At 63.6% G+C, this 4,316-nt stretch carries 4 protein-coding genes and 1 pseudogene; 2 read left to right on the top strand and 3 right to left on the bottom strand.

Annotation, left to right across the window (positions count from 1 at the left end):
* Both JWQ89_RS15985 and JWQ89_RS15990 read right to left on the bottom strand, forming a co-directional pair.
* The coding region (locus JWQ89_RS15985; RefSeq protein ID WP_299642557.1) for a GMC family oxidoreductase at positions 1–587 on the bottom strand (587 nt) is incomplete at its 3' end.
* Positions 580–1,344: an FCD domain-containing protein gene (locus tag JWQ89_RS15990; RefSeq protein ID WP_299642558.1), complete on the bottom strand. Its 765-nt coding sequence runs from the start codon at positions 1,342–1,344 to the stop codon at positions 580–582. The genes JWQ89_RS15990 and JWQ89_RS15985, both read right to left, overlap by 8 nt.
* Positions 1,345–1,518: 174 nt before the next feature.
* On the opposite strand from JWQ89_RS15990, the gene JWQ89_RS15995 reads away from it, so the two are divergent.
* Entirely contained in the window at positions 1,519–2,982 is a 1,464-nt protein-coding gene (locus tag JWQ89_RS15995) for an aldehyde dehydrogenase family protein (RefSeq protein ID WP_299642560.1), read from the top strand.
* Positions 2,983–2,992: 10 nt separating this feature from the next.
* Positions 2,993–4,114 (top strand): mandelate racemase/muconate lactonizing enzyme family protein, encoded by a 1,122-nt coding sequence (locus tag JWQ89_RS16000; protein ID WP_299642562.1) that lies wholly within the window; start codon positions 2,993–2,995, stop codon positions 4,112–4,114.
* Here the strand turns inward: JWQ89_RS16000 and JWQ89_RS16005 are convergent.
* Positions 4,098–4,316 (bottom strand): annotated as a pseudogene (locus JWQ89_RS16005) (hypothetical protein); the annotation flags it as partial. The gene JWQ89_RS16000 and the pseudogene JWQ89_RS16005 sit on opposite strands and share 17 nt — an antisense overlap.

Below are 4,316 nucleotides of genomic sequence, written 5' to 3' on the forward strand. Positions count from 1 at the left end.
CCCTCTCGGTTCATGAACTGGTATACTCCGACGCCGCGCTGCGACGGACAGTTGAAAGCGTGCGTGTAGGGCACGCCCAGGCTCTGCATGCTCTGCACAAACCAGCGCGAGACATTGTCGATGTACCCCGGGTCCGAGACGAGCAGCGGGCCTTCGCTGTTGTGGCGCTCGTCATAGAGGCGGTTGTTGCCCTCCATACCGCGAAAATGCGGGAGCACGTGCTCCCAATCCCAGCGCACGCCCGCATTGTTGCCGCGGAGGAGGTCGTCCCACTCGTCGTAGTCGGATGGGCGGCCTCGCATGTAGACCTGCGCGTTCACCGAAGTGCCGCCACCCAGCACGTTGCCCTGGCTGATTTCGTGCACCCGACCGTCGAGATGCTCCTGCGGCGTGGTGCGATGGTAGCGCATGAACTTGCTGCCGTTGATCATCTTGAAGATGCCCGGCGGCATATCGAGCAGCGGATGGTGGTGCGAATGGCCCGCCTCAAGCAGCAGCACGCGACGGCCAGCCTGGATCAGCCGCGCTGTGGCCACGCAGCCGGCCGCACCACCTCCTATGACGATGTGATCGAACTCCTCAGCCATCGTTGGACTCCGCCCGATCGCTCAGCGGTTCCTCGAACGTCCCCCGGACATATTCCCAGGCGGCGCCGAGGTGGTTCTGCAGCGCCTGCTCGGCAGCGTCTGGATCGCGCTCGACAATGGCTTCGAGGATGGCACGGTGGCTGAGATGATTGATGCGGTTACGCTCGGGCGAGCGGAGCATGCGCTCCCAATGCGGCGCCAGCCAAAGGGTGAAGGCCTTGTGCAAGGCCGGGAACACCGGATTGCGCGGAATCTCGTAGAGCACGGCGTGGAAAGCCACGTCGGTAGCATAAAAGAGGCGGGAATCCGGGATGGCCGCCTCGTTGGCCGCGAGGGCTGCTCGCAGCGATGCGATATCGTCTTTGCGGGCATGTAGCGCCGCGTTGCGGACCAGTGCCGCCTCGAGAAATACGCGTGTGTCGTAGAGGTTCTTGATCCCGCTGCTGCCATTCAACAGGTGTGATACCACGCCGCCGACGGCGGACAGGGCAGCGTCGTATCCCGGCTGGCGGACTATTGGCCGGTAACGGTGCCGAGCCTCGATAAGGCCCCGGCTGGCTAGGCGCGCTATGGCCTCGCGAACCACCGTGCGGCTGATGCCGTACTCCGCCATCAGTTCTCGCTCGGCCGGAAGGAAGGCTCCGTCAGCCAGTTCCCCCGAGGAGATGCGTGACTCGATACCCTTAACCACCGCGTCGGCGGTTCGCGCCGTGCTGCGAGAAATAGTTTGGGCCGGCGCATGGGGCTCGTCCAGCATGCCTCCTCCTTTGGAAAGCGAACGATTGATCCGACAGATCGGCTGAAAGTGCAAGCACTTTGATCGTACCAAAGAGAGGCGCATCGCCGGCGGCGTTGACTAACGCGCCGCAAAGGGCTTTTCTGCGGACGCTTTCGGTCAGACCAAAACGAGTGCCTTGTGTTGGAAAAGATAATGTCCGGGCTGTCCGGGGCGGGTCTCGCCAACGGCTCCATGTTCATCGATGGACGCTGGACTTCCGGCGCCTCTTTAGCTCGCACCGAGGTTGAAAACCCCGCAAACCAGCGCGTCATAGCAACGGTGCCGGAGGGCACGGCGGATGACGCCATCGCTGCGCTCGAGGCGGCAAGACGCGCACAGCCTGCATGGGCCGCCCTACCGGCAATCGAGCGTGGGCGCCTGGTGGCGGCGCTGGCCGATGCCGTGCGTGCGCATGCAGACCAGCTGGCGCGGATCGTAGTCGCCGAACAAGGCAAGCCACTCAATCAGGGCCTTGGCGAGATCGGCGCGACCGAGACTTTCCTGCGGTATGCGGCGGAGAATGCGCGGCGGATCGAGGGGGACATCGTGCCCTCCGACGCACCCAACGAGGAGGTATGGATCCGGCGTGTGCCGCACGGCGTCGTCGTCGGCCTCACCGCGTGGAATTACCCCTCGGCTCTGGCGGCTCGCAAGATGGGGCCCGCCTTGGTGGCGGGAAATACATTTGTTCTCAAGGCCCACGAATTCACCCCCTTGTCCGGCCTGGCACTGGCCGCCCTGGCGGAATCAGTTGGCTTTCCGCCCGGTGTGATCAATGTGGTGACCGGCGTCGGCCACGTTGTAGGCGAGGCGCTTGTCGCAAGCCCGCTGTCCAACCTGGTCACGATGACGGGGAGCACGCGGGCGGGAAAGGAAATCTATCGAGCCGGGGCCGACCTCATCAAGGTGATCCGCCTCGAACTCGGTGGCAAAGCGCCGTTCATTGTGATGGACGACGCGGACATCGATGCGGCCGTGGCGAGTGCCGTAACGGCTCGATTCACCAATTGCGGGCAGATCTGCACATGCAACGAGCGGATGTACCTGCACCAGACAATAGCGGATGAGTTCCTCGACAAGTTCGTGGCGCGTACCCGAGCACTCACCATAGGCGATCCGCTGACCAACCCGGACATCGGCCCGAAGATCAGCGGCCAGGAGGTCGACAAGGTCGCGGCCATTGTCGCCAGGACGGTGGCCGCCGGCGCAGAGGTGTTGCTCGAGGGCGGGCCGTTGCGGGAGGGACAGTTCGCGACCGGCCACTGGTACGCGCCGACCGTGCTGAAGCTTCGCGACAACAAGGCTCCTGCGATGCAGCAGGAGATTTTCGGACCAGTGGTGCCAGCCATGACGGTCGGAAGCTTCGACGAGGCGCTCTCGCTGGCTAACGACAGCGCCTATGGTCTGTCCGCCTACGTTTACACGCGTGACCTGAAGCGCCTGATGAGGGTGGCAGGCGAGCTGGAGTTCGGTGAGATCTACTGCAACCGCACCAACGGGGAGCTCATCCAGGGCTTCCACAATGGCTGGAAACAGTCGGGCCTCGGTGGCGAAGATGGCAAGTACGGCTTCGATGGCTATCTGCGCAAGAAGACCATGTACGTGAACTGGGCATAGGGGCATTGAGGTGAACACCAGCATCGTTGACGTCCACACCCAGCTCTTTCGCGTCCCCCTGCGTGAAGCCATGAGCGACGCCAGGCACGGGGCGCATACGCATTTCGAACTCGTGACCGTCACCATCCGCCTCGCCGATGGCAGCGAGGGTACCGGCTACACCTATACGGGCGGCAAGGGTGGCCGCGCCATTCGAGCCATTATCGAGCACGAACTCGCTCCCTTCCTGATAGGCAAGGACGCAACCGGCATCGATGCCATCTATGACGGCATGTGGTGGCACATCCACTATGTTGGCCGTGGCGGCATCACCGCCTTCGCGATGTCCGCGGTCGACATCGCCCTATGGGACCTGAAGGGGAGGCGAGAAGCCAAGCCACTGTGGCGACTGGCCGGCGGCGCGAACCGGACTGCCAGGGCCTATCGTGGCGGCATCGACCTGAACTTCTCGCTGGAGCAACTGCTCGGTAGCATTGAGAGCTACCTGGCTGCAGGCTTCAATGCCGTAAAGATCAAGGTCGGCCAGCCAACGCTCGACGAGGATGTGGCGAGGGTGGAGGTTGTGCGGCGGCTCATCGGACCGGACACGACGTTCATGGTCGACGCAAACTACGCCTTCGACGTACCTCAGGCGATCGCCGCGGCCCAGGCGTTCGCTCCATATGATCTGCTCTGGTTCGAGGAACCGATCGAGCCCGACGATTACCTTGGCCACGCGAAGATCGCCGACGCCACGGGCATGCCGCTTGCAATGGGCGAGAACCTCCACACGGTGCACGAATTCGGCTACGCGCTCGCCCAGTCGAAGCTTTCGTTCATTCAGCCCGACGCCAGCAATTGCGGCGGCATAACTGGCTGGCTCCGCGCCGCCGCGCTGTTTGGCCCCACCGGCGTGCCTGTCTGCAGCCACGGCATGCAGGAACTGCACGTCAGCCTCGTCGCCGGCTTCCCTAGTGACGGATGGGTCGAGGCGCACAGCTTCGACATCGACCAATACACGACCCGTCCCCTGGCGCTGAAAGAAGGGCGCGCCGTTGCGCCCGAAGAGCCGGGTGTGGGAGTTGCCTTTGATTGGCCACAGCTGATGCCATTTGCTGTACGGCCAAGGGAAAGTGCTAGCGCTTCTGGTTGAACCCGCCGCTGGTATTGTCTTCGGGGTCCTTCCTGAAGGAACGTTGCAAGCCGATCTGGCGGCTCGTTTCAAAGGCCCGCTCCACAATCTGCGGGTCCGGCTCGGCGATAGCTTCCTGAAAATCGGCGTCCAGGGTTTGCTGGCCGAGCCATGCCTCGCGAGCCCTGTGCCAGTACTCGTTGTCCCGGCCCTCTGGGCGACC

Source organism: Devosia sp., from assembly GCF_028290645.1.
Lineage (GTDB): Bacteria > Pseudomonadota > Alphaproteobacteria > Rhizobiales > Devosiaceae > Devosia_A.